The sequence below is a fragment of the Mesorhizobium sp. M7A.F.Ca.ET.027.03.2.1 genome (assembly GCF_003999175.1).
Lineage (GTDB): Bacteria > Pseudomonadota > Alphaproteobacteria > Rhizobiales > Rhizobiaceae > Mesorhizobium.
In genome coordinates this window covers 1-1,497 of the sequence record NZ_RZOM01001285.1, presented here as the reverse complement: position 1 = coordinate 1,497, position 1,497 = coordinate 1, and the positions used below count along the sequence as shown (strand labels likewise).

The following is a 1,497-nucleotide window of genomic DNA, read 5'->3' as shown; positions in this document are numbered from 1 at the left end:
GGCCGTCGCCAACTTCCGCTACGATCTGGAGCAGCCAACGGTGTGGCGACGCGACCGCATCCCGACCATCACCGTGCGCGCCGGACTGGTCGGCGACGTGCTGCCGGCCACCGTCGTCAACGAGTTGAAGCCGTCGGTCGATGCCTTCACCGCCAAGCTGCCGCCGGGCTATTCGATCGCCACCGCCGGCTCGGTCGAGGAAAGCGCCAAAAGCCAGGGACCGATCGCCGCCGTGGTGCCACTGATGCTGTTCGTCATGGCGACGATCCTGATGGTGCAGTTGCAGAGTTTCCAGCGCCTGTTCCTGGTGGTGGCCGTGGCGCCGCTCGGCCTGATCGGCGTGGTGGCGGCCCTGGTGCCGAGCGGAGCACCGCTCGGCTTCGTCGCCATCCTCGGCGTGCTGGCGCTGATCGGCATCCTGATCCGCAACTCGGTCATCCTGATCGTGCAGATCGAGGATCTCGTCCGGGAAGGCAAGGACCGCTGGGCGGCCGTCATCGAGGCGACGGAACACCGCATGCGCCCGATCGCGCTGACGGCGGCGGCTGCCAGCCTGGCGCTGATCCCGATCGCACGTGAAGTGTTCTGGGGCCCGATGGCCTATGCCATGATGGGCGGCATCATTGCCGGCACGGCGATTACGCTGCTGTTCCTGCCGGCGCTTTATGTGACGTGGTTCAGGATCAAGGAGCCGAAAGCCCAGGAAGAGCCACCCGTGGAGAGCGGCGAACCGGTGCAAGCCCAGACTTAAGGCTTTGGCGGGTCACTCGTTGTCGTTGGAGGGTACGGGGCGTGACTTGGCGCGCCGCCATGGCGACGATTTCGAGGCGCGCCAAGCACGCCAACCTTTCGGCAAATCGGCCAACTCCAGGATGGTTTCATCCAGTTGAACCACCTCTTGCAGGCCTACGAGCATTATCTCGCGTTCATCCCAATCTCGAATGTCGCTACTGTAGAATTGCCAACTGCCACCTTCGTCGTTGTAGCTGTCGTCGTCGTCATCTTCATGCACAACGTATGCGATCCAGTCGCCACGTTTAAATAGGCTCTTGTCCGACAACACCGCGAGATTGGGCGGATCCGCAAATTTCCATTCCTCCACGGGCAGTCCCCAAGATGGTTGTTCGGCGCAAAAGAGAAAACGAATTCAGGCGGTTCTCACAAACCCATCGCTGGCCCGCAAAAGATTGCGCGTATAATCCTTGGTCACGCGGCGTTCGACAAGTTCAGCCGCCGCCAGATTCTCCACCGCCTCGCCGCTTTGCATCACCATCAGCCGCTCGCACATATGGGTGATGATGGCGAGGTCGTGGCTGACCATCAGGAAGGTCAGCTTGCGCCGCTTGCGTACCTCTTCCAACAGGTTGAGCACTTCCGCCTGCACCGAGGCATCGAGCGCCGAGGTCGGCTCGTCGAGCAGCAGGATCGACGGTTCGAGAATGAGTGCACGCGCAATCGCCACGCGCTGGCGCTGGCCGCCGGAGAGCTGGTGCGAAT

At 62.6% G+C, this 1,497-nt stretch carries 3 protein-coding genes; 1 reads left to right on the top strand and 2 read right to left on the bottom strand.

Translation table 11 applies throughout. The annotated features are described in order from the left end of the window. Positions 1–751: efflux RND transporter permease subunit (locus EN750_RS33895; protein ID WP_145968182.1), on the top strand; the 751-nt coding region annotated here is incomplete at its 5' end. Positions 752–763: 12 nt separating this feature from the next. Here the strand turns inward: EN750_RS33895 and EN750_RS33890 are convergent. Next, positions 764–1,102: a hypothetical protein gene (locus EN750_RS33890; protein ID WP_127319789.1), complete on the bottom strand. Its 339-nt coding sequence runs from the start codon at positions 1,100–1,102 to the stop codon at positions 764–766. Positions 1,103–1,147: 45 nt separating this feature from the next. After that, positions 1,148–1,497, bottom strand: a 350-nt coding sequence (locus tag EN750_RS33885; protein WP_127399244.1) for an ATP-binding cassette domain-containing protein, incomplete at its 5' end; no start/stop codon positions are given.